Raw genomic sequence first — 25,039 nt, 5'->3', positions numbered from 1 at the left:
TAATCATGTCTGGTAACTACGAGCCTAGGGGTTTTCCCTTATGGCTGAGCCAGCGTCTCCACGGCCTGCCCTATCGCCTTGCCGACGGCCGCCAGATCGGTCTCGTCGACGCAATAGGGCGGCATGACGTAGACCGTATTGCCGAGCGGGCGCAGCAGCACCGGTGCCTGGCGGAAGCTCTCGCGCAGCCGCGGCCCGACCTGCGAGAGATAGCCCGCGCTGGCCGGGTCGACCACGTCGAGCGCGATGATCGTCCCCACCTGGCGTGGATTGGCGACGTTGGGCAGGCGCGCGAGATCGGCCAGCATCGCTGCCTGGCGCCCTACCAGCGCGTCGATCCGCGCCTGCACCGGTTCGTCGCGCCAGATCGCCAGGTTGGCATTGGCCGCGGCGCAGGCGATCGGGTTCGCGGTGTAGCTTGACGAGTGGAAGAACTGCTTGGCCGGGTCGGTCGACCAGTGGGCGTCGAACACCGCGGGGCTCGCCAGGGTCACGGCCAGCGGCAGCGAACCGCCGGTGATGCCCTTGGCCAGGCAGACGATGTCGGGGACGATCCCGGCCTGTTCGCAGGCCAGCAGCGTGCCGGTGCGGCCCCAGCCGGTCATCACCTCGTCCGCGATGAACAGCACGCCATGGCCCGCGCAGATCTCGCGCATCGCGCGCAGGGTCTCGGGCCCGTACATCAGCATGCCGCCTGCACCGAGCACCAAGGGCTCGACGATGAAGGCGGCGACGTCCTGCGCGCGGCAGGCCTGGTCGAGCGCGTCGAGCGTCGCCTGTTCGGCCCCGGCGGCGGGGAAGGGCACGGTGCCGACGTCGAACAGCAGCTTCTCGTATGCACGGTTGAACACACCGCGCGCGCCGATCGACATCGCGCCGATCGTGTCGCCGTGGTACGAATGCTCCATCACGAGCACGCGGTGCCGCGCCACGCCTTGGTTGTGCCAGAAACCCAGCGCCATCTTCAGCGCGACTTCGACCGCGGTCGATCCCGAGTCCGAGAAGAATACGTGCGAGAGCCCCTCGGGCATCAGCGCGATTAGGCCCTGCGCCAGGCTCTCGGCGGGCTCGTGGGTCCAGCCGGCGAAGATCACCTGGTCGAGCTTGCCGGCCTGCTCGGCGATGGCCGCGGCGATGCGCGGGTGGCTGTGGCCGTGCGTCGTCACCCACCACGACGAGATCGCATCGACCAGCCGGCGCCCGTCGGCGAGGTGCAGCGCGGCGCCCTCGGCGCGTTCGACTAGCGGGATCGGTTCCTGCAGGCCGTGCTGGGTGAACGGATGCCAGATGGGGCTCACAGCAGGTCCGTGCGGATATGCGCGGCTACGGCTTCGGCCAGGCCAGCGGGGGTCACGGGATCGAGCCGGGGCAGGCGCCCGAGATGCCGGCACTTCCCGAAACCGACGATCGCCGCCTCGCTGGCTGCGTTCTCCTCGCCCGAGAAGACGATACCCGCCACCGCCACGCCGCGGCTGCGCAGCGCCTCGAGCGAGAGCAGGCTGTGGTTGATCGTGCCGAGCTCGGTCCGCGCGACGAGGATCACCGGCAGGCCCCATTGCGCGAAGAGATCGGCGTAGAGCGTCTCGTCGTTGACCGGCACGAGCACGCCGCCCGCGCCCTCGACGATCAGCGGGCCGTCGCCTTCGGGCAGTACCAGCGCGGCGGGATCGATGCGCACTCCGTCGATCCGTGCGGCCTCGTGCGGCGAGCAGGGGGTGTTCAGCCGCCAGGTCTCGGGCAGAACCTCGGCGCGGCCTGCGGTCAGCCGGTGGACCGCTTCGCTGTCGCTTTCCTCGTCGAGCCCGGCCTGGACCGGCTTCCAGTAGCGCGCGCGCAGGTGGCCGGCGAGGCCGGCGGCGACCAGGGTCTTGCCGACGCCGGTGTCGGTCCCGGTAACGACGTAACGGCTCATGCCTTGGCCGTGGCTTCCGCGAGCACGGCGGCCAGACCCTCGATGTCGGCGAGCGCCGCATTGTTGGTGATCGAGATGCGCAGCCGCGCGGTGCCGTTGGGCACCGTCGGCGGGCGGATGCCGCGCACGTCGTAGCCCGCGGCCTGGAGCGCGCCGGCGAGTTCCATCGTGCGGTCGTCGGGGCCGACGATCAGCGGGATGATCTGCGAGCCCGCCACCGCGGCACCGAGCGGCGCGAGCAAGGTCTCGGCCTGGCGCACGCGTGCCCACAGCGCTTCGCGCAGGTCAGGCCGGTCGCGCACGAGGCCCAGCGCGGCGCGCACGACGGCGGCCATCAGCGGCGAGGGTGCGGTCGAGAAGATGAAGCCGCGGCCGCGGTTGACGAGGAAGTCGGTGACCACGGCCGAACCGCAGACGAGCGCACCCTCGGCGCCGAGCGCCTTGCCGCAGGTGCGCAGGGTGATCACGTTCTCGCGATCCGAGATCGTATCGGCAAGCCCGCGGCCGTCGCGGCCGAACACGCCGGTGGCATGGGCTTCGTCGATCAGCAGCACGCCGTCGTGGCGATCGGCGACCTCGATCAGAGAGGCGAGCGGGGCTTGGTCGCCGTCCATCGAATAGAGGCTCTCGACCGCGAGCCAGGGCGTGCCCATGCCGCCTTCGGCGCGCCAGCGGCGGATCGCATGGTCGAAGGCGTCGACCTGGTTGTGGCGTACTGCGACGGTCTCGGCGCGGCCGAGCTTCATGCCCTCGTGTGCGGAGGCATGGACCAGTTCATCATGGACGACGAGGTCGCCGCGCTGGGGCAGGGTCGAGAGCAGGGCCGAATTGGCGGCATAGCCGGTGGCGAACCACAACGCGGACTCGCTGCCGAAGAAGGCCGAGGCCTCGGCCTCGAGCGCCTCGTGCTCAGGGCAATTGCCGCGCAGCAGTCGCGAACCGCCCGAGCCGACCGAGACCCCGCGGTCGAGCGCTGCGCGTGCAGCCTCGGCAAGCAGACCCGAGCGACCGAGCCCGAGATAGTCGTTCGAGGCGAAATCGACCCCGACCTCGGGGATCAGCCTGCGGCGGCGCGCGCCGGCGGAAAGTCGGGCAAGGTCGTTACGCTGCGCGCTATAGGTCATTCTGTATAGGTCACTCGGCCGCTTCGCGCACGCAGCCCGGCAGGTCCTCGAGTTGCATCGGGCGCAGGCCGAGCTTGGCGAACATGGCGCCGTCGGCGTCGTCGCCGGCATTGGGCGCGGTCAGCAGGGTGTCGCCGGTGAAGATCGAGTTGGCGCCGGCCAGGAAGCACAGCGCTTGGGTCGATTCGCTCATCGACTCGCGGCCGGCCGAGAGGCGGACCATTGACAGCGGCATGGTGATGCGCGCGACGGCGACGGTGCGGACGAACTCGATCTCGTCGATCTTGGCCAGCGGGGTGTCGGCCAGCATGTTGCCGAGCACCGTGCCCTTGACCGGGACCAGCGCGTTGACCGGCACCGACTGCGGATGCTCGGGCAGGGTGGCGAGCGCGTGGATGAAGCCGACGCGGTCGGGCCGCGTCTCGCCCATTCCGACGATGCCGCCCGAGCAGACGTTCATGCCCGCCTTGCGGACGTTGTCGAGCGTCTCGAGCCGGTCCTCGAAGGTGCGCGTGGTGATCACGTCGCCATACTTCTCGGGGGCGGTGTCGAGGTTGTGATTGTAGTAGTCGAGCCCGGCGGCCGCGAGCATTTCGGCCTGCTTGCCGGTCAGCATGCCCAGGGTCATGCAGGTTTCCATGCCCATCGCGCGCACGCCGTGGACCATCTCGATGATCGCGGGCATGTCGCGATCCTTGGGATTGCGCCACGCAGCGCCCATGCAGAAGCGGGTCGAACCAGCGTCCTTGGCGCGCGCGGCGGACTGCAGCACCTGGCGCACGTCCATCAGCTTGGTCGCCTTGACGCCGCTGTCGGCCGAGCTCGACTGCGAGCAGTAGCCGCAGTCCTCGGGACAACCGCCGGTCTTGACCGAGAGCAGGGTCGAAAGCTGGACCGCGCCGGCGTCATGGTTGGCGCGATGCACCTCGGCGGCCCGGAACACCAGTTCGGTGAACGGCAGATCGAACAGCGCCGCGATCTCGTCACGGGTCCAGTCGGTACGGGCTTGGGCGAGTGCCTCGGGAGTCTGATTCATATGCTGCACTGCACTAAACGTCTTGGTCGAGGAATCCAAGCGCCGGTTCAGCGGCGGGCCGCTTCCAGATAGGCGCCGAACATGGCCTTGGCGCCGGCCTCGGCCTTTGCATATTCGTCGCCGATCGCGGTTTCGAGCCGCGCCAGCAGATCGCGCCAGCCGCCGGAGCCGTGGCGCGCGCCGAGATAGGCAGCGGGCAGGCCCTCGGGTACCGAGCGCGCGAGCACCGCGCCGCCCAGTCGCGAGCCCTCGATCACGTAGAGCGCGCCCCAGCGCGCGGCCGCGCCCGGCGGCAGCGCGAAGTCGAGCTCGGGCGGAGCCTCGCCGCCCAGCGCGGCGAGATCGTCGTGCAACGCCTGGGTGCGGCCGTGCCAGCCTTCGACCAGCGCACCGGGATCGATCAGCCGCTCGGCCAGCGGCAGGATCCGTGCATGGGCGGTCAGGAAATCGCGATAGCCGTCGCGCGTGTCCAGCGCGAAGCGGCCATAGGCGGCGTCGACCTGCTCGTGATCGACGCGCGTTGCTGCGCGCAGGTGGGCGACGGCGGAATCGGTTTGGCTTGCTTGCATGATCGCGTCCTAGTCCACCGTCGGGTGGATGCCGAGCAGATCCTCGACGCTGCGCATGATGTTGCCCGTGGTGTAGGGCTTCTGCACGACCGTCCGCGCGCGGTGCTCCATCGGCAGGTTGGCCTGCTCGCCATAGCCCGAGGCGAAGAAGAACGGCACGCCCATGTCGTGGAGCCGGTCGGCGATGCCGAAGCTGTTCTGGTCGCCGAGGTTGATGTCGAGGATGGCGATGTCGGGGCGCATCTCGTCGAGCTGATCGTGCGCGGCATCGACGGTCGAGGCCGTGGCGATCTGCGCGCCGAAGCGTTGGAGGATGTCCTCGGCGTCGAGCGCGATGATCAGGCTGTCCTCGACCAGCAGCACCGAGACGTCGTCGAGCAGGTGCGGCTGGATCGGCACGTCCTTGATACGCTCGGCATGGGGAATGCGGACCTTGGCCGTTAGCGGACGCTCCGAGACGTGGCGCTTGGGAATGCAGAACTGCGCGCGGACGCCCGCAGGATCGTATTCGATCTGCGCCGAGCCGCCGAGATCGTAGGGCACCGAACGGTCGATGATCGTCGTGCCGAAGCCCTTGCGCGTCGGCTTGCGCACCGGCGGCCCCTTCACCTCGTGCCAGTCGATGACGAGGTCGCCCGTGTGGTTGCGATCCCAGGTTAGCCGCACTTCGCCGTCGCCCGAGAGGCTGCCGTACTTGGTCGAATTGGTGACGAGTTCGTGGATCACCAGGGCCATGGTCGAATAGGCCTGCGGGTTGAGCAGGATCGGCGGGCCCGAGGCGAGGATCGAATTCTGCTTGTGCGCGGCGAAGGCAGCGGCTTCGGCCTCGATCAGTGCCTCGAGCGGGGCGGGGCCCCAGTGATCGTCGGTGATCTGGTTGTGCGCGCGTGCCAGGGCGTGGATGCGGCCGTCGACGACCTTGACGAAGTCCTTCACCGCGTCCTCGTCGGGCTGCGACTGGCGGATCAGGCCGCGGATCACGCCGAGGATGTTGCGCACGCGGTGGTTGAGCTCGGCGATCAGCAGTTCCTGCCGGGCATTGGCCTGGTGCCGCTCGGCCGCGGCCTCGTCGGCCAGGCGCAGCACGACCTCGATCAAGGTCGCGCGCAAGGTCTCGGCGACGCGCATCTGCGAGGGGGTGAACGGCGTCGAGCGGCCCGAGACTTCCTCCTGCCATTCGGCGAAGCTCTCGCGCGGGGTCAGGCGTGGGCCGTTGGGGCCATATTCGATCGGCTTGTGCGGATCGCCGGCCCAGCGGACCTTCTCCTTCATCTCCGAGCGGAACAGCACGACGTAGTCGCGCGGGCTCCGCGAGATCGGGATCGCCAGCAGGCCCGAGGCCTCCCTGGCAAAGGCCTCGGCCCCGTCGACCAGCGAACCGATGTGCTCGGTCGCATAGACCTTGCCCGCGGCCGTGCCGTTGAGCGCGCGGATGATGCGGCGGAAGTCGTCGGTCGGCGGGGTCACGCCCGAGAAGGCATAGGCGCCGTTGATCCAGACCCCGACGCCGTCGGCGGGGATCGCGCTGGTCAGGATGTCGCCGAGCCAGTCGGGATCGTTGAGCAGGGTCTCGTCCGAAGCGACCGCGCCGAGCAACTGGTCCGAGATGTCGCGCGCGCGTCGCTCGTATTCGACCAGCTCGCGCCGCTCGCGGCTTTCGAGCCGCAGCGAAAACATCTGCGAGAACAGCTCGGACAGCGATCGCCGCTCGAAGGTCGGCGATAGCGGCGCGTAGTGGTGGCAGGCGAACAGCCCCCACAGCTTGTCGTCGACGATGATCGAGATCGACAGCGAGGCTCCGACGCCCATGTTGCGCAGGTATTCGAGGTGGATAGGCGAAACTGAGCGCAGCACCGACAGCGACAGGTCGAGCGGCTGCTTGTGCTCGTTGAGCGCGGGGACGATCGGCACGGGCACGCCATTCACGTCGTGAATGATCCGGATCAGGTTGCGCAGGTAGAGCGCGCGCGCCTGCTTGGGAATGTCGCTGGCCGGATAGTGCAGGCCTTTGAAGCTGCCGATGCCGGGCTTCGCCGCCTCGGCGACGACTTCGCCATGGCCGTCGGGCGCGAACTTGTAGACCATCACGCGATCGTAGCCGAGCAGCGCGCGGATCTGGCGCGCGCCCTCTCGATAGAAGCCCTCGAGATTGGGCTGGCTGTCGAGCCGCGCCATCATCCAGCGGACGGTGCCGGTGGCGTCGCCGGGGTTCTTCGAACCAGGCTCACCCTCGATGACGATCTGCTTGCCCGAAAAATGGATGGCGATGTCGAACGGTGCATGGTCGGCGCGTAGCGGACAGCCGAACACGCGCTCGACCGTGTCCGAGCTGACCAGATAGGCGCAGCGGTTGCGCAGGTCGTGCAGCAGCTGCGGGTCGACGAAATCGGACAGAGGGTTGCCGATCAGCGTTTCGGGCGGATGGCCGAGATAGTCCTCGACGTTCGCCGAGGTGCGCTGGATGATCCAGTCGGTGCTGAGCGCGATCAGGAACCCGACGGGCTGGATCGCCCCCAGGAGATGGATCGGCTCGCGATCACAATTCGTCAGATCGACCTGGAAATCGCCGTCCGTCATCAAACTTCCGCTGCCCAATTGAAATTCCGCGCAGTGCCAAACCGTTCCGCGACCGTTTGGTTCCGCAGTAACACAGGCTTGTCATATGCGGGTCCGGTGTGCGCAAGCGCGAATGTTAAGGCAAGTCACTGGCCTTGCTGCGCAATTTCGCGCCCGGCGAAGCGGTTGTTGCGCTGTCCCGGCAAACCGGTGCAGGAGGGCTCATGGCCGAGATCATCAACCTGCGTCAGGCGCGCAAGGCGAAACAGCGCGATGCGGCGGCGAACCAGGCGGCGGCCAACCGCAGCCTCCATGGCGAGACCAAGGGCGAGAAGCTGCGCCGCAAGCAGGAGGCCGATCGCCTCGTGCGCACGGTCGACGGCGCCAGGCTCGGCGATGACGGGAAGGACGATTGATGCGCACGACGTTCGATCAGGCGACGGTGCGGCTCTATCACCTCGACTCGCGGCCCGAGGGCGACGGCGCGCAGACCTTGCTCTATGGTCCGCTGTCCGAAGCGATGCGCGTGGCGGCCGAACAGCCCGAGGAAGTGCAGGAAGGCCTGTTCATCGCCACCGACAACGATGTGGTCGCCTATCTCGATCTGCTCGAGGGCTAGGGCTGGACTTGCTCCGCCTTCCGCGCGATGCTGAGCAAGCGTTCAGCAAGAGACGCGCGGGGACGAGAGAACTGCCATGACCATCGCCATCGAGCCCATCAAGCCGCTGATCGGCGGCAAGGTCACCGTCGACAAGGCCCGGCTGACCGATCCCGAGGTCATTGCGGCGATCCGCGCGGCGCTCGAGGAACGCGGCGTGCTGGTCTTCCCCGAGATCGCGCTCAGCGACGACGAGCAACTCGCGCTGACCGACGCGCTCGGCGGGCGCGGCAATTACAACCAGCGCGTGCCCGGCTCCGACGTTTCGGCGAAGGACGTCTACAAGATCACGCTCGACCGATCGGTCAACAACGAGCCCGACTACGTGCTCGGCACTTTCTTCTGGCACGTCGACGGTGCGACGATGGACCTGCCGCTGCCCAAGGCGACCTTGCTTTCGGCGCGAACCCTGTCCGACGCGGGTGGATCGACCGAGTTCGCCAATCTCTACGCGGCCTACGACGGGCTCTCCGATGCGGACAAGCGGCTCTACGAAAGCATGCGGGTGATCCATACGGTCGAGGCCAGCGTCCGCCCGGTCTTCGCCGTGCCATCGCAGGAACGGCTCGATCGCTGGCGTTCGATTGCCCATGCCATGGAACATCCGCTGGTCTGGACGCACGAGGACGGGCGCAAGTCGCTGTTGCTCGGCAGCCATGCCGACGGCGTGGTGGACATGCCCAATCCGCATGGCCGCGCGCTGCTCTGGCGGCTGCAGCAGTGGGCGGCGCAGCCCGACTTCGTCTATACCCACGAATGGCGGGTCGGCGATCTGGTCCTGTGGAACAACCAGGGGCTGATGCACCGGGTCGTCCCCTACACCGACACCGGCCGGGTCATGCACCGCACGACCTTGGCCGGACACGAAAAGCCGGGGCGTGTCGCAGCCGAAGGGAGTTTCGAGAGGTTGCTCGAGGTCGGCTGACGCGGTTCGCGCGTCAGGTCGGCATCCGCGAGCGGACCGCCTCGACGAAAGCGATCGGATCGTCGAGTGCGAGAGCGATACGCGTCACCGGCCCGCCCTTTCCGAAAGGCTTGGGTGACGGAAGCGGCGGTGCGACCTCGAGGATGACGTTGGGGCCGGCAAGCAGCGAGGCCTTGAGTGTTCCGCGCCGCGCCGGCGCTACCCCGAAAGTGACGGAACAGGCGGTAATCGCGGTCAGCGGCACCACGAAATCGAACAGGATCCCAGTGCGCACCTGCAGATGATCGGCGAAGAGCAGCACCGGAAGATGCCGGAGCGAGCCGATCAAGCCGAGCAGGTAGAGAAAGCCGATATCGCTGACGACGAAGACGATCCAGGCGACCGCCGGCTTCCAGGCATAGAGCAGGACATGGACGATGCAGATCTCGATGATCGCCAGGCACAGAAACGCCCACATCATCGGTGCGACCAGCCGGTGGTAGGAGAAGCCGATCGCGGCCGGCGGTACCTCGGGCTGTCCGGTCCAGCGGAAAGCGTAGGACAGCATGGTCAGCTCGGCGGCGGCAAGCCGCGCCAGCGGGGCCGGAACGATCTCGGCGAGCATGCGCTCGATGCGTCCGCGCAGCGGTAGCGCTGTGCCTTTGACCTGCGCCGCGCCGCGAGCCGCACCCCACAGGACATGGATCGCGAGCGGGATTGTGAAGATCAGCCAGCCGTACCCGTGGAGCAGGAGCGCGCGGCCGGCCTGCGGCATGATCGCAAGCGCGAGGATCGAGGCGGCGGCCAGAAACGCGACGGCTTGTGCGTGCGTGCGGGGAAGCGCGCTGCGCAGGAGCAAGGTGAGGCATGCGCCACCGGCGATTGCCCCGATCACGGCGGCATCCGGCCTCAATCCGGCAAGCCCGAAACGGAACAGCCAGGCGATGCCTAGCGACGCGATGATGGGCCCCGAACGGCGCAGCCATGTCCTGCGCCTGATGCGATGAGCGGTTGCCTCACTCGCGTTCGTGGCGTGTCCACCCGTGCCGGCCATTTGCGGAGGCTACCGCGCGGCCAACGCCCTAGACAAGCTCAGGCCGAGCGGGTTCGGATGTAAGCCAAGCGAGTGCAATCAGGCCCTCGTCGCCGTCACGATATAGTTGAGTGCGAGGTTGTCCGACAGATGTAGGCCCTTGGTCGGCGACCAGGCGATGCCCTTCGGCGCGCTCATCGTCAGGCCCGCGCCGCTGAGCAGGTCTTGCAGTTCCTCGGGCGTGACGAAGTCCTGCCAGTGGTGCGTGCCGCGCGGGATCGCGCCGAGGCGTTCGGCACCCTCGACCAGCAAGAGCCGCGACTGCGGGGTGCGGTTGGGGGTGGAGAGGATCATCAAGCCGTCGGGCTTCATCGCCGTGGCCAGCGCCGCGACGAAGCCCGCCTTGTCGGCGACGTGCTCGATAACTTCCATCGAGGTGACGAGATCGTAGTCGGTGAGGCCGAGCTGGCCGACGTCGCCCCAGCGGTATTCGATCGCTAGGCCCGAGCCTTGTGCGTGCTCGCGCGCGGCGTTCACGTTCTCCTCGGCCGCGTCGACCCCGGTCACCGTGCCGCCGAGCCGCGCCAGCGGTTCGCAGAGCAGGCCGGCGCCGCAGCCGACGTCGAGCGCACGCTTGCCAGCCAAGGGCTTGAGCGCGCGCGAATCGCAGCGCCAGTGCGCGTCGATGGCCTCGCGCACGAAGCCCAGCCGGACGGGGTTCAGCTTGTGCAGCATCGCCGAGGAACCCTTGGGATTCCACCACTCGGCGGCCAGCTTGCCGAAATGCGCGGCCTCTTCGGGTCTTATGGTTGCATTCGCCATGCCGCGTCCCTAACAGGGCGCCCGCCCGGGGCCTAGGCCCCGCTCAAGTTTTGGTTGGTTTAAGACGGGAGCGTAGTCCGTGGCTCGGATCGTGATGAAATTCGGCGGCACCTCGATGGCCGGCACCGAGCGCATCCGCCGTGTCGCCGGCATCGTGCGCCGCCAGCAGGCGGCCGGGCACGAGGTCGCCGTGGTCGTTTCGGCCATGGCTGGCGAGACCGACCGCCTGGTCAACTTCTGCCGCGAGGCGAACCCGCTCTACGATCCCGCCGAGTACGACGTCGTCGTCGCTTCGGGCGAGCAGGTCACCGCGGGCCTGCTGGCGCTGACCCTGCAGGCGATGGGCTGCAAGGCGCGCTCGTGGCTGGGCTGGCAGCTGCCGATCCAGACCGACGATGCCCACGCCAAGGCGCGCATCGGCACGATCGACTGCCCCGAGATGCTGGCCTCGATGGCGGCGGGCGAGATCGCGGTGATCCCGGGCTTCCAGGGCCGCACCGACGACAACCGCGTCACCACGCTGGGCCGCGGCGGTTCGGATACTTCGGCCGTGGCCGTGGCGGCGGCGATCAAGGCCGATCGCTGCGACATCTACACCGACGTCGACGGGGTCTACACCACCGACCCGCGCATCGTCGCCAAGGCGCGCAAGCTCAAGAACGTCACCTACGAGGAAATGCTCGAGCTCGCTTCGGTCGGCTCGAAGGTGCTGCAGACGCGTTCGGTCAGCCTCGCCATGAAGGAAGGCGTGCGCGTGCAGGTTTTGTCGAGCTTCATCGACGAGGATGCGCCGGCGGCCGATACGCTGCCGGGCACGATGATCGTCGGTGACGAGGAATTGGAAGGATCGGACATGGAACGCCAGCTCATCACCGGCATCGCCGCGGACAAGAACGAGGCCAAGGTCACGCTGACCCGCGTCGCCGACAAGCCGGGTGCGGTCGCGGGCATCTTCGCGCCGCTCGCCGACGCCAACATCAACGTCGACATGATCATCCAGAACATCGCCAAGGACAAGGGCGAGACCGACGTCACCTTCACCGTGCCGCTGGCCGACCTGCCGCGCGCCGAAGCTCTGCTCGAAGGGCAGAAGGACAAGATCGGCTACTTCCGCATGATCTCGGACAGCAAGGTCGCGAAGATCAGCGTCGTCGGCGTCGGCATGCGCAGCCATGCCGGTGTCGCCTCGACCATGTTCAGCGCCCTGGCCGACCGCGGCATCAACATCCAGGCGATCTCGACCAGCGAGATCAAGGTCTCGGTGCTGATCGACGAGGACGAGACCGAACTCGCGGTACGCGTGCTGCACACCGCCTACGGCCTCGACGGCGAGTAAAGATCTTTGGCTTTGTGCTGTGAGACCATCTAAGGAAAGTCGGTCTCACACAAAGGCACAAAGGCGCAAAGATGGCGTGTGCGGACGATCTTGAAGCGATTGCCCGCACTGCCGTAGATTGCGGCTTCCGATTGCATCGTGATCTCGGGCCAGGTCTGCTCGAATCCGTATATGAAGTCCTGCTTGCCGAATATCTGCGTGAAGCAGGTCTGGATGTTGAGAGGCAATTGCCCGTCCCGATCAGTTTCAAGGGTGTTGTCGTCGACAACGCCTTTCGCGCTGATTTGCTTGTCGAAGGGCGTTTGCTGATCGAACTGAAGTCGATCGAGCGGATTGCCGGGGTTCACGGGAAGCAGGTTCTCACTTATCTTCGCCTGATGAATCTACCACTCGGCCTGCTGATGAATTTCGGCCAGGAACTCTTCAAGGATGGCATACGGCGGATAGGCAACGACTACTTCGCTCCGCGGAGTTGAACCTCTCCTTTGTGCCTTCGTGCCTTTGTGTGAGATAGTTCTTCCTACTACCGCGCCGCCTCCACGAACCTTCGCGCTAAGGCACTGATCTCCGCCACCGGTTCGGCATAGTCGCCTTCGATCCAGAAGCGCGCGATGCGCAGCACTGCGCCCATCGCGCCGACCTGGGCGAGGGGTAGCGTCACCTCGGGCGCGATCAGCGCGGCGAGGCGTGCGAGCATGGCCCGGCCGACCTTGAGCATCTCCGGGTCGTGGTGGTCGGTCTCGACCAGGAAGACGCGCGCCAGGTCGGGATGATCGGCCAGGAGCTGGAAGAACGCGCTCAGCGCGCTGTCGGCCGGCGCGCGCGCGTCGATCGCGGCGGTGACGTCGGCGATCAGATGGTCGCAGACCTCGCGGAACACCGCGAGCAGCAGTTCCTCGCGGCTGGCGAAGCTCTCGTAGAAATAGCGCGGGGTCAGCCCGGCCTCGGCGCAGATCGCGGTGACCGAGACCCCGGTCGTGCCCGCCTGGCCATAAAGCTTGGCCGCCGCCTGCATCAGCTTCTCGCGCCGCTCGGCCACGCGCGCTTCCTGGCTCTGCCCCCCGTAGAGGCGGTCCTTGGCGATCCCCATGGCACCTGTCTTGACACAGCCGACTCTATCTGACAATTTGAAAATATAGATTATCAGATTGGAGTCGAGTTCATGACCGACACGGTGCAGCTCTCGTTCAAGCGCGACTGGAAGACGGCCTTCACCTCGGTGAAGGCGCTGATGGCCGATCCCGACGATACCGCGCAGGTCTTCCGCATCATGCGCGCGCTCAACGTCGATACGGCCAAGGCCGGTTACGATCGGCTGCTGCAGACCGCCGAGGGCGGGCGCATGGCCTACGATCGTGTCGAACTGGCCGAGCACCTGTCCGATCCGGCCTATGTCGCGCGCTTTCCGGAGGGTTCGGTCGGTGCGGCCTATGCGGCGTTTCTCCAGCGCTCCGGCTTTTCGGCGCAGGGACTGGCCATGGTCAGTCAATCCGAGGAGCCGTTCGAGGCTCCGCATCCCTACGAGTGGTTCGGCCGGCGCACGCGCGACGTCCACGACATCTGGCACGTCCTCACCGGCTACCGCGCCGACGATCCGCTGGGCGAGGCCTGCCTCGTCGGTTTCTCCTACGCGCAGACCAAGGGGCTCGGCTGGGCGGCGATCGGGCTGGGGGCGGCGCTCACCAGCCTGCGCCACCCGCAGGGGCGTGCGGCCGTGGCGGCGATTTGGGAGGGCTATCGCCTGGGCAAGCGCGCCAAGTGGCTGCTCGGCGAGGACTACGAGGCGCTGCTGTGCGAACCGCTCGGCGCCGCGCGCAAGCGGCTGCGGCTAGTGCGGCCCGAGCGCTACTTCGCGCTCGACGGCGTGCCGCGCACGATCGGCCCGGTCGCCGTAGCGGCTTGAGCTTAGGCATAGATCCTCCCTTCGCAGGGGAGCATCACAAGCCACAAGAGTTGCCCCGCCTCCGGTAGGGGGTACGGGAAGCGGGGCTGACCTCGGCCGGTCGGGGATCAAACGGCCAGGTCTTAACCGTCGGTGCGCGGTCAGTCGGCCAGTTCGGGCTGAGCCGGCAACTGGTCGGGCGACTTCACGCTCATGCCCAGCGCCTTGGCGACACCCGCGCCATAGCCCGGATCGCAGCGGGTGCAGTTGTCGATGTGCCGCTGCTTGATGAAGTCGGGCGCATCACCCATCGCTGCGGCCGTATTGGCGAACAGTGCCTGCTGCTGCGCCGGGCTCATCAGTTGGAACAGCTTGCGCGGCTGGGTGAAATAGTCGTCGTCATCCTCGCGGAAGTTCCAGAAATCGGCGTTGCCGTCGATCTGCAGCGGCGGCTCGCGGAAGTCGGGCTGATCGACCCACTGGCCGAAGCTATTCGGCTGATAGTGCGGCAGGCTGCCGTAATTGGCATCGACCCGGCCCTGACCGTCGCGGTGGTTGCTGAAGGCCGGGCAGCGCGGCGCGTTGACCGGGATCTGGTGGTGGTTGACCCCCAGGCGATAGCGCTGCGCATCCGAATAGGCGAACAGCCGCGACTGCAGCATCTTGTCGGGCGAGACACCGATGCCGGGCACCAGGTTCGACGGCGCGAAGGCGCTCTGCTCCACGTCGAGGAAGAAGTTCTCCGAATTGCGATTGAGCTCGAACTCGCCGACCTCGATCAGCGGATAGTCGGACTTGTACCAGACCTTGGTCAGGTCGAACGGGTGGACCGGATAGGTCTCCGCGTCCTTCTCGGGCATGACCTGGATGAACATCTTCCACTTGGGGAAATCGCCGCGCTCGATCGCTTCGTAGAGATCGCGCTGGTTGCTCTCGCGGTCACCGGCGACGACCTTGGCGGCCTCGTCGTCGGTCAGGTTCTCGATGCCCTGCTGGGTCTTGAAGTGGAACTTCACCCAGAAGCGTTCGCCGGCCTCGTTGTAGAACGAATAGGTGTGGCTGCCGAAGCCGTGCATGTGGCGGTAAGACTTGGGGATGCCGCGATCGGACATGACGATCGTCACCTGGTGCAGCGCCTCGGGCAGCAGCGTCCAGAAGTCCCAGTTGTTGGTGGCGCTGCGCATGTTGGTGCGCGGGTCGCGCTTTACCGCCTTGTTGAGGTCGGGGAACTTGCGCGGATCGCGCAGGAAGAAGACCGGCGTATTGTTGCCGACCATGTCCCAGTTGCCTTCCTCGGTGTAGAACTTCAGCGCGAAGCCGCGGATGTCGCGCTCGGCATCGGCCGCGCCGCGCTCGCCCGCCACCGTGGTGAAGCGGGCGAACATCTCGGTCTGCTTGCCGACTTCGCTGAAGATCTTGGCGCGGGTGTACTTCGTGATGTCGTTCGTCACCGTGAAGGTACCGAAGGCGCCCGAGCCCTTGGCGTGCATGCGCCGCTCGGGGATGATCTCGCGGTTGAGGTTGGCCAGCTTCTCGATCAGCCAGACGTCCTGCATCAGCAGCGGTCCGCGCGGGCCGGCGGTCAGCGAGTTCTGGTTGTCGACGACCGGCGCGCCGAACGCCGTGGTCAGATGGGTGACCGGGCACTTGCCGCGGTTGATCGGGTCCTGGGACATCGCCTTTCCTCCAGTCGTTTTCGGTAGGAAGCGTTTTACCGCCAGCAGGTTCCGCGACGAAACCGATTAATCCGAAACTTGTGATCGGCAAATGCGATCAAGAGCGAGGGTCTGGCGCGACGCGCTGGCCAAGCCTATAGGCCCGGCAACACAAGAATGCGCCATGGAGGCAGGGTGAACAGCAAGACCAAGTCGTTGATGGCGCGTGGAACCGAGTTCCTCGGGAGCGAGTGGGCCATCCTCTGCGGCGCGATGTCGTGGGTGTCCGAGCGCAATCTCGTGGCGGCGATCAGCAATGCCGGCGGCTTCGGCGTGATCGCCTGCGGCGCGATGACCCCCGAACTGCTCGACACCGAGATCGCGGCGACCAAGGCGCTCACGGGCAAGCCTTTCGGCGTCAACCTGATCACGATGCACCCGATGCTGTTCGATCTGATCGCGGTCTGCGCCAAGCACGCGGTCGGTCATGTCGTCCTCGCCGGTGGCATTCCGCCCAAGGGCTCGGTCGAGGCGATCAAGGCATCGGGCGCCAAGGTGATCTGCTTCGCGCCGACCTTGGCGCTCGGCAAGAAGCTGCTGCGCTCGGGCGCCGACGCGCTGGTGATCGAGGGCAGCGAGGCCGGCGGTCACATCGGCCCGGTCTCGACCTCGGTGCTCGCGCAGGAGATCCTGCCCGAACTCGCGCAGGACAATCTCGTCTTCGTCGCCGGCGGTATCGCTCGCGGCGAGGCGATGGCCGGCTATCTCGAGATGGGCGCCTGCGGCGCGCAGCTCGGCACGCGCTTCGCCTGCGCGACCGAGTCGATTGCCCATCCCGATTTCAAGAAGGCCTTCTTCCGCGCCTCGGCGCGCGATGCGGTGGCTTCGGTTCAGGTCGATCCGCGTCTGCCGGTGATCCCCGTCCGCGCGCTCAAGAACAAGGGCAGCGAGGAGTTCACCGCCAAGCAGATCGCGGTTGCGCGGATGCTCGACGAAGGCTCGGTCGACATGAACGCCGCCCAGCTCGAGATCGAGCACTTCTGGGCCGGCGCGCTCCGCCGCGCGGTGATCGACGGTGACGTCGAGCGCGGCTCGATCATGGCCGGGCAATCGGTGGGCATGGTCACCAAGGAAGAGCCCGTGGCCGAGATCATCGCCACCCTGCTGGCCGAATGCGAGCAGGCGCTGGCCCGCCGCAAGGCCGCCTGATGAGCGAGATCCAGGTCCTGACGCTGTCGTGCCGCGACAAGCCCGGCATTACCGCGCGCGTCACCTCCTACCTGTTCGACAAGGGCGGCAACGTCGTCGAGGCGCAGCAGTTCGGCGATCCGGAAGGCGGTGACTTCTTCCTGCGCGTCGCCTTCGAGCCAGGCCCGGCCGATCCCGAGGCGCTGCGCGCGGGCTTCGCCGACCTCGCCGCCGAATACGGCATGCGCTGGAACCTGCGCAGCCGCGAGAAGCCGCGCAAGGTGCTGCTGCTGGTCTCGAAGTTCGACCACTGCCTGGCCGACCTGCTCTATCGCCGTCGCATCGGCGAGATGCCGATGGAGGTCGTCGGCATCGTCTGCAACCATCCGCGCGAAGTGCTCGACCACGCGACGATCGGCGACATCCCGTTCCACTACCTGCCGATCACCAAGGACACGAAGCCCGAGCAGGAAGCCGCCATCCGCGACATCGTCAAGGATACCGGCGCCGAACTGATCGTGCTCGCGCGCTACATGCAGATCCTCTCGGACGAGATGGCGGCCTGGCTCTCGGGCCGCTGCATCAACATCCACCACTCGTTCCTGCCCGGCTTCAAGGGCGCCAAGCCCTACCACCAGGCGCATGCGCGCGGCGTGAAGATGATCGGCGCGACCGCGCACTACGTCACGGGCGATCTCGACGAAGGCCCGATCATCCATCAGGATGTCGAGGCGATCACCCACGCCGATTCCCCCGAGGACCTGGTCCGCAAGGGGCGCGACATCGAGCGGCGGGTGCTGGCCGAAGCCGTGCGGCTGCACCTGGAGGACCGGGTGCTGCTCAACGGCAGCAAGACGGTGGTGTTCCGCAGCTAGACGGAACCGCCGGGGAGAGAAACAATGTCGGTCAAGGGCCTCGATCACGTCAACATCATCGCCGAGGACCTCGACGCGACCGCGCGGTTCTATGGCGATCTGCTGGACCTGCGCCGCGGCGAAACCCCTGGTACGGCCATGGGGTTCAAGGGTGCCTGGCTCCACGATACGAGCGGCAAGCCGATCATCCACCTGATGGGCTGGAACGACGATCGTCATGCCGATCTCGATCGCGGTTCGGCCACCGGCTCGATCGACCACGTCGCGCTGGCCTGCGAGGACTTCGCCGGCACCGTGGCGCGCTGCGAAGCGCTCGGCGTCGAGCATCGGGTTAACGACCGCAAGTACGGCGACCTGCGCCAGGTCTTCGTCCGCGATCCCAACAACGTGATGCTCGAGCTGAATTTCGCCGGAGACTGACCCGCGAGCTAGGCTTCGGTGCCAGGATTCTCGGCGAATTCGAACATGATGCCGTGGTTTGCTTCGGGCGGCACTGCCACCCGGTTCTGCTTGGTGCCGAAATCGAGCGGAATGCTCTGCGCCACGCAATAGCGGCGCACCTGCGCCAGGTCGCGCGCACCGAACACGGTCGAGAGGATGCCCTGACCCTGGCGGCGCAGGCGTTCGACCAGCCAGCCCGGCCGCGTGGGCATCAGCAGCTCGACCATGGCGTCGGCGACGCGGAGACCGACGGCCTGGCCGGCGATGGCCGGGCGATCCTCGGTAAACAGGCGCTCGGCGCCGAAGAAGCTTTCGTAGAACGCGGTCGCCGCATCGATGTCCTCGACGACTTGGGTGTAGCCGATCAGCCCGGTTAGCCCCAGCGGGTGCTCGTCGCGCCATTGCGCGGGCGATTTCATCGGTTCGCCGCCGAGCGTGTCCCAGGTCCGCGAGTGGAATTCGCCCGCGTAGAACTCGTGCGCGACGCCGAAGCAGTCGGCGGGATCGGTGTGGAGCGCGAGGCCGATGTCGCGGACCGTGCCGATCCCGTGATCGGCGAGTGCGGCGCGCACCGCGTCCATGTCCGCCTGCCATTCGAGCCCGACGTAGTGCGGGCCGAGCCTTGCACTGACGAGGAAGTCGTAAGGCACGAAGAGCTCGAAGATCACCTGGCCGATTTCGAACAGGCAGGCGTGGAACTGCTTCTGCGGCATATCGGCGAGGAATTCGGCGCCGAAGGCGTTCTCGAAGTGCGCGACGCTCTTTTCGATGTCGCGCAGTACCGCGTTCATGTGGTTGACGCGCGTGGGGGAAACGGAACGGGGCATCGCGGAATCGTCCTAGGTCTTGTCGACGGCCTCGCGGCCGAGCGCCGGGTCGTCGGTGAACAGGGCATCGAGCCCGGCGGCGAGGTAGCGGCGCATCTCGGCCAGGCTGCCCTTGGGGTTGCGCGCGTTCTCGCCCGCGCCGTCGCGCAGGTCGGCGGGGAGGAAGCGGTTCTCGGGCCGGAAGGTCCAGGCGCTGACGAGCAGGCCGGCGCGGTGCGCGGCTTCGACCAGGCCCGTCGGCGTACCCAGCTTGCCGTCGGCGTCCGTCGGGATGATGAGGCGGCTGTAGGGTGAGAGCCAGTCGGCATAGGTCGCGATCGTCGCGAGGCCCGCCGGCGTCAGCATGGCTGCGGCTCGCGGCGAGGGCTCGACCAGTTGCAGCAGCTGGATGTTGTGGAACTCGGCGATCTGCGGGCGCAGCGCCTTGAGGTTCTCGGTCTCGAAGGACTGCACGATCAGCGGGGCATAGCGCAGGTAGCCGTGGGCGCGCACGGCTGCGAGGAAGCGCGGCTCGAGCGGCAGGCCGATGCCGGCGAAATAGGTCGAGTGCTTGATCTCGGGGATCAGGCCGATCGTTCGCCCGCGCGCGGCGGCTTCGGCGGCGACGAAGTCGGCGATCTCGTCGAAGGTAACGATCTGGAACTGGCCATCGTAGGCCTGGCTCTCCGGCCGGACCATGCCGAGGCGTTCCTTGGCGCGCAGGGTCTTGAGTTCGGCCAGGGTGAAGTCCTCGGTGAACCAGCCGGTCAGCGCCTGCCCGTCGATCGTCTTGGTGGTCTTGCGGCTGGCGAATTCGGCATGATCGGCGACATTGGTGGTCTCGCTGATCTCGTTCTCGTGCCGTGCGACGAGCACGCCGTCTTTGGTCGCGACGAGATCGGGTTCGACGAAGTCGGCGCCGTCCTGGATCGCCTTGGCATAGGAGGCCAGGGTGTGCTCGGGCCGCAGCGCCGAGGCGCCGCGGTGCGCGAGCACCAGCGGCTTGGCGGGGCGCGGCGCGCGCGCTGTGGCGGGGAAGGCGCTAGCGAGGGTCATGCCGGCTCCGGCGGCAATCAGGGTGCGACGTGATAGCATCGGGCCGTCCTGAACGCCGCGTGTTACTGCTCTATGACCAGCGTTCCCAGCAGGCCGCCGTCGACCGCGAGGCCCTGCGCAGTGACGTGGCTGGCCAAGTCCGACAGCAGGAAGGCGGCGACCGCACCGGCCTCGGCCGAAGTGCCGACGCGCTGTTGCGGTACGCGCCGGGCCATCTGCGCCTTGAAGCTGTCGGGCACGTCGCCAAGCATCGGCGTGTCGATGAAGCCCGGCGACAGCCAGTTGCAGCGCACGCCCGCGGCGGCGCCTTCCATCGCGATCGTGCGCGCGACGCCGATCGCCGCGTGCTTGCTGGTACAGTAGCCGATGTTGCCGACCATGCCCGTCTCGCCGCCCAGGCTCGAGGTGATCAGAATCGCGCCTTTGCCGCGCGCGGTCATCGCCGGCAGGACATGGCGCATGGCCCAGAACAGCGAGAAGGCGTTGACCCGCATCACCCGCTCGAAGGCCTCATCGCTGTAGTCGGGGGTCAGCGCGAACATGCCTTCGGTGCCGTGGTTGAGGAACAGGCCGTCGATCGGCCCATGGACCGTAACGGCACCATCGAGCGCGGCAAGCAGCGAATCCTTGTCGCCGGCGTCGGCGGTGATGCCGTGCGCGGCGGGGCCGATCTCGCGCACTGCCGCCTCGAGCACTTCGGCGCGGCGCGCGATCAAGGTGACCTTGCCGCCGGCCCCGACGATCGCCTCGGCCGTGGCGCGGCCGATGCCTGTCGAGCCGCCGGTGATGACGATGTGCTGGCCGGTGAAATCCATTCAAGAGTCTCCCTGGGCGATGAAGCGCGCCCAGGTGGGCCCGTCCTTCTGCTGATTGGTGGCGGGCTGCCACTGCTGCTCCATGATGGCGCGCGCGGCCTCCTCGGCCATGCCGTTCTCGCGGTTGAGCCGATAGAAGAAGGCGGAGACGCGCCAGTTCATGATGCAGTGGACGTGGACCGCCTCGTCGTTGGCCTCATAGGCGGCGCGGAAGGCCTGGTACTGCGCTTCGGTCGGCGCGTCGAAGGGCACGGGGATATGGGTATAGCGCAAGCCGTGTTCGGCGATCAGCGCATCCTCGTTCGCCAGCGCGCCCGGCGAATCGACGAGCGCGAGGTTGATGACGTGCCGCACGCCGAGCTGCGCCAGCACGGCGACGTCCTCGGGCGTCATCCGGCCCGAAGTGGTCGTGCGCGCGTCGAGCCGCTGCCAGGCGACGATGTGTTCCGGATCCTCGGGCATTGCTCCACCTCCCGGGGCGAGGCTAGCATCGCCGCGACAGCGAACAAGCGGAGAGCGGACATGTGCGACGAATTCACCGGGCTCAGGCAGCCGCAGCAGGCGATCGGCGCCCTCGAGGAGCAGGCCTATCCGGGTCTCAGCGAGGGCATGGTCGATGTCCCTACGGCCGACGGCACCTGCGAGGCCTTCTTCGTCCATCCGGGCGAGGGCCAGCATCCCGGCGTGATCTTCTGGCCCGATGCGATCGGCCTGCGTCCCGCCAAGAAGGCGATGGCGCGGCGGTTGGCCTCGTCGGGCTATGCCGTGCTCGCGGTCAACCAGTACTACCGCAACGCCAGTCTGCCGCTGAGCATCGGCTTCGACAGCTTCCGCGATGCCGAGGCGCGCGCGAAGATCATGCCGCTGATCGCCGCATTGACGCCCGATGCCCTGGCGCGGGACGCCAAGGCCTATGCCACCTTTCTCGACGCGCAGGATGCGGTCGATACCGGCCGCGGGATCGGCACCCAGGGCTATTGCATGGGCGGCGGTCAGGCGTTTCGTACGGCGGCCGCGGTGCCCGAGCGTGTCCGCGCGGTGGCGAGCTTCCACGGCGGCGGCCTCGTCACCGAAGCGCCCGACAGCCCGCACCGGATCATGGCGCAGACCCGGGCGGCCTTCCTGATCCTGCCCGGTCGCGACGACGATGCCGGCCAGCCCGAGGCGAAGGACGTTCTGCGCGAGGCGGCGGCGGCAGCCGGGCGCCCGACCGAGATCGAGGTCTATGCCGCCGATCACGGCTGGTGCGTGCCCGATGCGCCGGCCTACGATCAGGCCGAGGCCGATCGTGCCTGGGATCGCCTGCTGGCGCTTTACGCCGCGCTTTGACGCGCGTTATGCAGGCGGCCAGAGGCGAGGCAAGCGGAGCGATCCTACATGTGCGATGACTTCACCGAGACCACCGCGGCGGCCGCGCTCGTCGGCAAGGGCCTGAGCCGCCGCGATTTCGCCGCGATGGGCGCCGCGGGCGCTGCCATGCTGGCCTGGAACGGGGCTGCGGCCGCGGAGGCTGGCCTTACCGAGCGCATGGTCCAGGTGCCGACGCCCGACGGTACCTGCGACGCCTTCTTCGTCCATCCGGCCAAGGGCGCACATCCCGGCGTGATCCTCTGGCCCGACATCGCCGGTCTGCGCGAGGCCAAGCAGGTCATGGCGCGGCGGTTGGCAGCGGAGGGCTATGCGGTCCTCGTCGTCAATCAGTACTATCGTGGTGCCAAGGCCCCGGTGCTCGCCTCCTTCGCCGAATGGCGCACGCCTGCGGGCCAGGCGAAGATCACGCCGCTGCGCGAGGCGCTGACCGCAGAGGCGGTGACGCGCGACGGCAAGGCTTATGCCGCCTGGCTCGACGGCCAACCTGCGGTCGACAAGCGCCGTAAGATCGGCACCCAGGGCTATTGCATGGGCGGGCCCTTCACCGTGCGGACGGCTTTCGCCGCGCCCGAGCGTGTCGGCGCGGCGGCTTCGTTCCATGGCGGCGGTCTGGTCGGCGATGCGGCGGATAGCCCGGCGAAGCTGCTCGACAAGACCAAGGCGTCCTACCTCTTCGCCATTGCGCGCAACGACGATGCGCGCGCACCCGGCGACAAGGATGCGCTGCGCGTCGCCGCCGATGCGGCCAAGCGCCCGGCCGAGATCGAGGTCTATCCCGCCGACCACGGCTGGTGCGTGCCCGATTCGCCGGTCTACGATCAGGTCCAGGCCGATCGCGCTTGGGGCCGGCTGCTGGCGCTCTACGCCAAGCTCTGACGCGAAAAGGCCCGGCGGGTGAGCGCCGGGCCTTCGTTCGTCGTCAGCGCGTGAGCCGTCAGAACGTCTCGCCGACCATCTGCTCGCTCTTGGCCCAGAGCGCCTTGGCGTTCTCGGGATCGAGGGCATAGGGCTGGACGCCGCCGGTCAGGCCCGGAACGTCGCTGATCTCGGCGACGTGGCAATCCTCGCAGAACTGGCCGCCGACCGCCTCGGCCGGGGCAACCACCGCCGCCCAGACGCTGGTCGCGGCGCCCTGCGGGATCGTCTTCCAAGCCATCGGCGGCTGGCCGGCGGCGGCGTTCTGCTCGTTGATCGACTGCAGCAGGTCGTCGAGCGCGCCGTCGGGCATGTGGCGGCTCAGTTCGGTCTGGATACCGCCCGGATGCACCGCCGTTGCACGCACGCCGCGATCGCGGTGGCGCCGGTCGAACTCGACGGCGAACAGCACATTCGCGGTCTTCGAGCGACCATAGGCCTGGAATTCCTCGTAGGGCGTATGCTCGAAATTCGGATCTTCGAGGTCGACGTCCGAATAGCGGTGGCCCGATGACGAGAGATTGACCAGCCGCCCGCCGGGCTTGAGCAGGTGGGCAATGCGGTTGACCAGCACGAAGTGGCCGAGGTGGTTGGTGCCGAACTGGGTTTCGAAGCCGTCCGTGGTCTTGCCCAGCGGGCAGGCCATGACGCCGGCATTGGCGATGATCACGTCGAACGGTAGGCCCGCCGCGACGATCGCGTCGGCGGCGGCGCGGACCGAGGCGAGCGAGGCGAGGTCGAGTTCGACGACGTCGAACGAGCCGCCGTTCTCCCAGGCCGCCTCGCGGACCTGCGCCGTGGCACGCTCGGCCTTGGCGAGGTCGCGCGCGGTGCCGACCACCTGGGCGCCGTGGGCGACGAGCGCACGCGCGGTCTCGATGCCGAGCCCGGCCGAGACGCCGGTCACCAGGAAGCGCTGGCCCTTGAGGTCGACGCCCGCCAGCACCTTGTCGGTGGTCGACTGGGCACCGAAGCTTTTCGTCTTCTCGATCGTTGCAGACATGGTGAGGTCCCTTCTCCATTTTGCGTGAAGCCACGCGTGAATGATGATCGGGAGATGGGGCCGGGTAGGGCAGGGACCTCGCCCGATAGGCTCCGATCCTTGCCCGATCGTCTCAAACGCTGCGCGCGACGGCCTCGGGGCTTGCAGCCTTTCGGGCCCATGCGCATCTCTCGCCCATGCATGATGACCTCAATCGCCTGCTGGACATAGCGCATCGCCACTGCCCGGGCGGACTGGTCGAAACCGCACTTGACGGAGTGCGGCTCAACCGCGTGACGGCGCCGACCGCGCCGGTCCCGGGGGTCTACGAGCCGATGTTCTGCGTCATTCTCCAGGGCGCGAAGATGGTGACGATCGGCGATCGCACGGTGCGCTATGATCCTAGCACCTATTTCGTCGCCTCGGTCGAGCTGCCCGCCGCCGGTTGCGTGATCGAGGCCAGCGCCGAACAGCCTTATCTCGGCCTGTCGATCACGATCGACCGCGCGCTGCTGGCCTCGGGCCTCGCCGACCTGCCCGAACGCCCCGTCGGCCGCGACGCCGGCTTCTTTGTCAGCGGCGTGACCGGTGAACTGCTCGGTTCGGTGCGCCGGCTGATCGAACTGCTCGACGCGCCGCAGGACATCGCCGTGCTCGCGCCGCTGATCCGCCGCGAGATCCTCTACCGGCTGGTCCAGAGCGACGACAGCGGCACGATCCAGCAGATCGCCCGCGCCGACAGCCGGCTCTCGCGCATCCACCGCGCGATCCACCAGATCCGCGCGCATTACGAACAGCCGCTGAGCATCGACCTGCTGGCCGATCTCGCGGGCATGAGCCGCGCCTCGTTCCACCGCCATTTCAAGGCGGCGACGGCGATGAGCCCATTGCAGTACCAGAAGGCGATGCGGCTGCAGGAAGCGCGGCGGCTGCTGATCGTCGAGGCCAATGCCCAGAGCACCGCGCACCGTGTCGGCTACGAGAGCGCCTCGCAGTTCAGCCGCGAATATGCGCGCATGTTCGGCCTGCCCCCCGCGCGCGACGCCGAACGGCTGCGCGGCGCGCCGCCGGCACCGCAGTTCGTCGAGATCTAGGAACGTCGC

At 67.7% G+C, this 25,039-nt stretch carries 27 protein-coding genes; 12 read left to right on the top strand and 15 right to left on the bottom strand.

Translation table 11 applies throughout. From position 1 onward, the window contains the following. Window positions 1-38 precede the first annotated feature (38 nt). The 6 genes from OLX23_RS20290 to OLX23_RS20265 are packed head-to-tail and all read right to left on the bottom strand — an operon-like array spanning window position 39 to window position 7,218. A complete protein-coding gene (locus OLX23_RS20290; RefSeq protein WP_264446946.1) occupies window positions 39-1,298 on the bottom strand; it encodes an adenosylmethionine--8-amino-7-oxononanoate transaminase in 1,260 nt (419 codons plus the stop codon). Further along, the gene (bioD, locus tag OLX23_RS20285; RefSeq protein ID WP_264446945.1) at window positions 1,295-1,912 is read right to left on the bottom strand and encodes a dethiobiotin synthase; all 618 of its coding nucleotides are present in this window, start codon (window positions 1,910-1,912) and stop codon (window positions 1,295-1,297) included. Before bioD ends, OLX23_RS20290 begins: the two co-directional genes overlap by 4 nt. Next, the gene (locus OLX23_RS20280; RefSeq protein WP_264446943.1) at window positions 1,909-3,036 is read right to left on the bottom strand and encodes an 8-amino-7-oxononanoate synthase; all 1,128 of its coding nucleotides are present in this window, start codon (window positions 3,034-3,036) and stop codon (window positions 1,909-1,911) included. Before OLX23_RS20280 ends, bioD begins: the two co-directional genes overlap by 4 nt. Window positions 3,037-3,046: 10 nt before the next feature. Then, window positions 3,047-4,072 (bottom strand): biotin synthase BioB, encoded by a 1,026-nt coding sequence (gene bioB, locus OLX23_RS20275; protein WP_264446942.1) that lies wholly within the window; start codon window positions 4,070-4,072, stop codon window positions 3,047-3,049. A 47-nt stretch (window positions 4,073-4,119) separates the two neighbouring features. Beyond that, window positions 4,120-4,641, bottom strand: coding sequence for a biliverdin-producing heme oxygenase (locus OLX23_RS20270; protein ID WP_264446941.1), 522 nt, complete (start codon window positions 4,639-4,641; stop codon window positions 4,120-4,122). 9 nt (window positions 4,642-4,650) lie between these two features. Further along, window positions 4,651-7,218 carry an HWE histidine kinase domain-containing protein gene (locus OLX23_RS20265; protein ID WP_264446940.1) on the bottom strand — a complete coding sequence of 856 codons (2,568 nt, stop codon included), beginning with the start codon at window positions 7,216-7,218 and terminating at the stop codon, window positions 4,651-4,653. A 203-nt stretch (window positions 7,219-7,421) separates the two neighbouring features. Here OLX23_RS20265 and OLX23_RS20260 point away from each other — a divergent pair, with 203 nt between their 5' ends. The 3 genes from OLX23_RS20260 to OLX23_RS20250 all read left to right on the top strand — a co-directional run bounded on the left by OLX23_RS20260 (window position 7,422) and on the right by OLX23_RS20250 (window position 8,780). After that, window positions 7,422-7,613, top strand: a complete 192-nt coding sequence (locus OLX23_RS20260) for a DUF4169 family protein (RefSeq protein ID WP_264446939.1) — start codon at window positions 7,422-7,424, stop codon at window positions 7,611-7,613. Next, entirely contained in the window at window positions 7,613-7,816 is a 204-nt protein-coding gene (locus OLX23_RS20255) for a hypothetical protein (protein ID WP_264446938.1), read from the top strand. The genes OLX23_RS20260 and OLX23_RS20255 overlap by 1 nt, the downstream gene beginning before the upstream one ends. Before the next feature lie 76 nt (window positions 7,817-7,892). Continuing rightward, the gene (locus tag OLX23_RS20250) at window positions 7,893-8,780 is read left to right on the top strand and encodes a TauD/TfdA dioxygenase family protein (RefSeq protein ID WP_264446936.1); all 888 of its coding nucleotides are present in this window, start codon (window positions 7,893-7,895) and stop codon (window positions 8,778-8,780) included. Window positions 8,781-8,793: 13 nt separating this feature from the next. Here OLX23_RS20250 and OLX23_RS20245 read toward each other — a convergent pair whose 3' ends face one another. Further along, a complete protein-coding gene (locus OLX23_RS20245; protein WP_264446935.1) occupies window positions 8,794-9,654 on the bottom strand; it encodes a hypothetical protein in 861 nt (286 codons plus the stop codon). A gap of 237 nt (window positions 9,655-9,891) precedes the next feature. After that, a complete protein-coding gene (gene ubiG / locus OLX23_RS20240) occupies window positions 9,892-10,614 on the bottom strand; it encodes a bifunctional 2-polyprenyl-6-hydroxyphenol methylase/3-demethylubiquinol 3-O-methyltransferase UbiG (protein ID WP_264446934.1) in 723 nt (240 codons plus the stop codon). A 79-nt stretch (window positions 10,615-10,693) separates the two neighbouring features. Between ubiG and OLX23_RS20235 the strand changes: the two genes are divergently transcribed. Both OLX23_RS20235 and OLX23_RS20230 read left to right on the top strand, forming a co-directional pair. Continuing rightward, a complete protein-coding gene (locus tag OLX23_RS20235) occupies window positions 10,694-11,950 on the top strand; it encodes an aspartate kinase (protein WP_413629922.1) in 1,257 nt (418 codons plus the stop codon). 71 nt (window positions 11,951-12,021) lie between these two features. Next, on the top strand, window positions 12,022-12,426 hold the full coding sequence (locus OLX23_RS20230) for a GxxExxY protein (RefSeq protein WP_264446933.1): 405 nt from the start codon (window positions 12,022-12,024) through the stop codon (window positions 12,424-12,426). A 47-nt stretch (window positions 12,427-12,473) separates the two neighbouring features. Here OLX23_RS20230 and OLX23_RS20225 read toward each other — a convergent pair whose 3' ends face one another. Next, window positions 12,474-13,040 (bottom strand): TetR/AcrR family transcriptional regulator, encoded by a 567-nt coding sequence (locus OLX23_RS20225; protein WP_264446931.1) that lies wholly within the window; start codon window positions 13,038-13,040, stop codon window positions 12,474-12,476. Window positions 13,041-13,112: 72 nt separating this feature from the next. Here OLX23_RS20225 and OLX23_RS20220 point away from each other — a divergent pair, with 72 nt between their 5' ends. Continuing rightward, on the top strand, window positions 13,113-13,853 hold the full coding sequence (locus OLX23_RS20220; RefSeq protein WP_264446930.1) for a Coq4 family protein: 741 nt from the start codon (window positions 13,113-13,115) through the stop codon (window positions 13,851-13,853). Window positions 13,854-13,993: 140 nt separating this feature from the next. Here the strand turns inward: OLX23_RS20220 and OLX23_RS20215 are convergent, their stop codons facing one another. After that, window positions 13,994-15,508 (bottom strand): catalase, encoded by a 1,515-nt coding sequence (locus OLX23_RS20215; RefSeq protein ID WP_264446929.1) that lies wholly within the window; start codon window positions 15,506-15,508, stop codon window positions 13,994-13,996. A gap of 198 nt (window positions 15,509-15,706) precedes the next feature. Between OLX23_RS20215 and OLX23_RS20210 the strand changes: the two genes are divergently transcribed. From OLX23_RS20210 to OLX23_RS20200, 3 genes are read left to right on the top strand one after another with little or no spacing between them, the layout of a single operon-like run. Then, window positions 15,707-16,696, top strand: coding sequence for an NAD(P)H-dependent flavin oxidoreductase (locus OLX23_RS20210; protein WP_264447085.1), 990 nt, complete (start codon window positions 15,707-15,709; stop codon window positions 16,694-16,696). Continuing rightward, window positions 16,696-17,550 (top strand): formyltetrahydrofolate deformylase, encoded by an 855-nt coding sequence (purU, locus tag OLX23_RS20205; RefSeq protein WP_264446928.1) that lies wholly within the window; start codon window positions 16,696-16,698, stop codon window positions 17,548-17,550. Before OLX23_RS20210 ends, purU begins: the two co-directional genes overlap by 1 nt. 24 nt (window positions 17,551-17,574) lie before the next feature. Next, on the top strand, window positions 17,575-17,970 hold the full coding sequence (locus tag OLX23_RS20200; RefSeq protein ID WP_264446927.1) for a VOC family protein: 396 nt from the start codon (window positions 17,575-17,577) through the stop codon (window positions 17,968-17,970). Between the two features lie 8 nt (window positions 17,971-17,978). Here OLX23_RS20200 and OLX23_RS20195 read toward each other — a convergent pair whose 3' ends face one another. The 4 genes from OLX23_RS20195 to OLX23_RS20180 all read right to left on the bottom strand — a co-directional run bounded on the left by OLX23_RS20195 (window position 17,979) and on the right by OLX23_RS20180 (window position 21,130). After that, a complete protein-coding gene (locus OLX23_RS20195) occupies window positions 17,979-18,818 on the bottom strand; it encodes a VOC family protein (protein ID WP_264446926.1) in 840 nt (279 codons plus the stop codon). Between the two features lie 12 nt (window positions 18,819-18,830). Beyond that, the gene (locus tag OLX23_RS20190) at window positions 18,831-19,853 is read right to left on the bottom strand and encodes a glycerophosphodiester phosphodiesterase (RefSeq protein ID WP_264446925.1); all 1,023 of its coding nucleotides are present in this window, start codon (window positions 19,851-19,853) and stop codon (window positions 18,831-18,833) included. A 62-nt stretch (window positions 19,854-19,915) separates the two neighbouring features. Beyond that, window positions 19,916-20,668 (bottom strand): SDR family NAD(P)-dependent oxidoreductase, encoded by a 753-nt coding sequence (locus OLX23_RS20185; protein ID WP_264446924.1) that lies wholly within the window; start codon window positions 20,666-20,668, stop codon window positions 19,916-19,918. Further along, complete coding sequence (locus OLX23_RS20180) at window positions 20,669-21,130, bottom strand: protein tyrosine phosphatase family protein (protein ID WP_264446923.1); 462 nt, start codon at window positions 21,128-21,130, stop codon at window positions 20,669-20,671. A gap of 60 nt (window positions 21,131-21,190) precedes the next feature. Here OLX23_RS20180 and OLX23_RS20175 point away from each other — a divergent pair, with 60 nt between their 5' ends. Beyond that, window positions 21,191-21,997 carry a dienelactone hydrolase family protein gene (locus tag OLX23_RS20175; RefSeq protein WP_264446922.1) on the top strand — a complete coding sequence of 269 codons (807 nt, stop codon included), beginning with the start codon at window positions 21,191-21,193 and terminating at the stop codon, window positions 21,995-21,997. Between the two features lie 48 nt (window positions 21,998-22,045). After that, the gene (locus OLX23_RS20170; RefSeq protein WP_264446921.1) at window positions 22,046-22,915 is read left to right on the top strand and encodes a dienelactone hydrolase family protein; all 870 of its coding nucleotides are present in this window, start codon (window positions 22,046-22,048) and stop codon (window positions 22,913-22,915) included. 58 nt (window positions 22,916-22,973) lie between these two features. Here OLX23_RS20170 and OLX23_RS20165 read toward each other — a convergent pair whose 3' ends face one another. Then, window positions 22,974-23,957: an SDR family NAD(P)-dependent oxidoreductase gene (locus OLX23_RS20165; RefSeq protein WP_264446920.1), complete on the bottom strand. Its 984-nt coding sequence runs from the start codon at window positions 23,955-23,957 to the stop codon at window positions 22,974-22,976. Between the two features lie 176 nt (window positions 23,958-24,133). Here OLX23_RS20165 and OLX23_RS20160 point away from each other — a divergent pair, with 176 nt between their 5' ends. Further along, entirely contained in the window at window positions 24,134-25,030 is an 897-nt protein-coding gene (locus OLX23_RS20160) for an AraC family transcriptional regulator (protein ID WP_264446918.1), read from the top strand. Window positions 25,031-25,039 lie beyond the last annotated feature (9 nt).

Origin of the sequence: Novosphingobium sp. JCM 18896 (assembly GCF_025938095.1) — a bacterium.
Classification (GTDB): domain Bacteria; phylum Pseudomonadota; class Alphaproteobacteria; order Sphingomonadales; family Sphingomonadaceae; genus Novosphingobium.
The sequence above is the reverse complement of the archived record's forward strand: the minus strand, read 5'-3'. Positions and strand labels throughout refer to the sequence as shown.

Coding starts and splice junctions, on each gene's coding strand:
- OLX23_RS20200 (WP_264446927.1), top strand. CDS start 17,575: ATGTCGGTCAAGGGCCTCGATCACGTCAACATCATCGCCGAGGACCTC.
- OLX23_RS20185 (WP_264446924.1), bottom strand. CDS start 20,668: ATGGATTTCACCGGCCAGCACATCGTCATCACCGGCGGCTCGACAGGC.
- OLX23_RS20260 (WP_264446939.1), top strand. CDS start 7,422: ATGGCCGAGATCATCAACCTGCGTCAGGCGCGCAAGGCGAAACAGCGC.
- OLX23_RS20280 (WP_264446943.1), bottom strand. CDS start 3,036: ATGACCTATAGCGCGCAGCGTAACGACCTTGCCCGACTTTCCGCCGGC.
- OLX23_RS20270 (WP_264446941.1), bottom strand. CDS start 4,641: ATGCAAGCAAGCCAAACCGATTCCGCCGTCGCCCACCTGCGCGCAGCA.
- OLX23_RS20190 (WP_264446925.1), bottom strand. CDS start 19,853: ATGACCCTCGCTAGCGCCTTCCCCGCCACAGCGCGCGCGCCGCGCCCC.
- bioB (WP_264446942.1), bottom strand. CDS start 4,072: ATGAATCAGACTCCCGAGGCACTCGCCCAAGCCCGTACCGACTGGACC.
- OLX23_RS20170 (WP_264446921.1), top strand. CDS start 22,046: ATGTGCGATGACTTCACCGAGACCACCGCGGCGGCCGCGCTCGTCGGC.
- OLX23_RS20195 (WP_264446926.1), bottom strand. CDS start 18,818: ATGCCCCGTTCCGTTTCCCCCACGCGCGTCAACCACATGAACGCGGTA.
- OLX23_RS20160 (WP_264446918.1), top strand. CDS start 24,134: ATGCATGATGACCTCAATCGCCTGCTGGACATAGCGCATCGCCACTGC.
- OLX23_RS20215 (WP_264446929.1), bottom strand. CDS start 15,508: ATGTCCCAGGACCCGATCAACCGCGGCAAGTGCCCGGTCACCCATCTG.
- OLX23_RS20250 (WP_264446936.1), top strand. CDS start 7,893: ATGACCATCGCCATCGAGCCCATCAAGCCGCTGATCGGCGGCAAGGTC.
- OLX23_RS20265 (WP_264446940.1), bottom strand. CDS start 7,218: ATGACGGACGGCGATTTCCAGGTCGATCTGACGAATTGTGATCGCGAG.
- OLX23_RS20220 (WP_264446930.1), top strand. CDS start 13,113: ATGACCGACACGGTGCAGCTCTCGTTCAAGCGCGACTGGAAGACGGCC.
- ubiG (WP_264446934.1), bottom strand. CDS start 10,614: ATGGCGAATGCAACCATAAGACCCGAAGAGGCCGCGCATTTCGGCAAG.
- OLX23_RS20230 (WP_264446933.1), top strand. CDS start 12,022: ATGGCGTGTGCGGACGATCTTGAAGCGATTGCCCGCACTGCCGTAGAT.
- OLX23_RS20210 (WP_264447085.1), top strand. CDS start 15,707: ATGGCGCGTGGAACCGAGTTCCTCGGGAGCGAGTGGGCCATCCTCTGC.
- OLX23_RS20255 (WP_264446938.1), top strand. CDS start 7,613: ATGCGCACGACGTTCGATCAGGCGACGGTGCGGCTCTATCACCTCGAC.
- OLX23_RS20225 (WP_264446931.1), bottom strand. CDS start 13,040: ATGGGGATCGCCAAGGACCGCCTCTACGGGGGGCAGAGCCAGGAAGCG.
- OLX23_RS20165 (WP_264446920.1), bottom strand. CDS start 23,957: ATGTCTGCAACGATCGAGAAGACGAAAAGCTTCGGTGCCCAGTCGACC.
- purU (WP_264446928.1), top strand. CDS start 16,696: ATGAGCGAGATCCAGGTCCTGACGCTGTCGTGCCGCGACAAGCCCGGC.
- bioD (WP_264446945.1), bottom strand. CDS start 1,912: ATGAGCCGTTACGTCGTTACCGGGACCGACACCGGCGTCGGCAAGACC.
- OLX23_RS20175 (WP_264446922.1), top strand. CDS start 21,191: ATGTGCGACGAATTCACCGGGCTCAGGCAGCCGCAGCAGGCGATCGGC.
- OLX23_RS20180 (WP_264446923.1), bottom strand. CDS start 21,130: ATGCCCGAGGATCCGGAACACATCGTCGCCTGGCAGCGGCTCGACGCG.